Here is a 519-nt window from a genome sequence, read left to right on the forward strand (position 1 = left end):
GGTATTGAGCGGATGGCGGCAGCGGGCCAGGATGCCGTGCCAGTAACCCTGCAAGCGCTGGGCAAACAGTTGCAGCGCGGCAATCCCGCTTTGCCGGGCTTGCTCGATCCATTGCCCCCAAGCCTTTTGCGCCCAGGCTGGCTTCCGGTAGAACCCAAGCCGTTTGAGTTCGTCGCGTAGCACGTAGACACATAACAACGACTGATTGGCGGCCAGCAGTTCCTTCAGGTGCACGGCCTGCTCCGGCTTCAGGTTGTGACGGTTGCGCAGCAACAGCCAGCGGCTGGACTTCAGGACCTTCCGGGCCGGCTTGTCATGCCGTAGTTGATTGGCTTGATCCACTCGCACCCGGTCGATCACCTCGCGACCGTACTTGGCCACGACGTGGTACAGGTCAAAGACGATCTGCGCCTGCGGGCACTGTTCCTTGATCTCCCGCTCATAGGCCGTGGTCATGTCGATCGCGACCGCTTCGATGCGCTTGGCAACGCCGTCGGGAAGCTGCTCGAAGAAGGCGCG

At 62.0% G+C, this 519-nt stretch carries 1 protein-coding gene; it reads right to left on the reverse strand.

Translation table 11 applies throughout. The annotated features are described in order from the left end of the window. Positions 1–519: transposase (locus WS62_RS24840; protein WP_197422917.1), on the reverse strand; the 519-nt coding region annotated here is incomplete at both ends.

The organism is Burkholderia sp. ABCPW 14, assembly GCF_001523835.1.
GTDB classification, from domain to species: domain Bacteria; phylum Pseudomonadota; class Gammaproteobacteria; order Burkholderiales; family Burkholderiaceae; genus Burkholderia; species Burkholderia mayonis.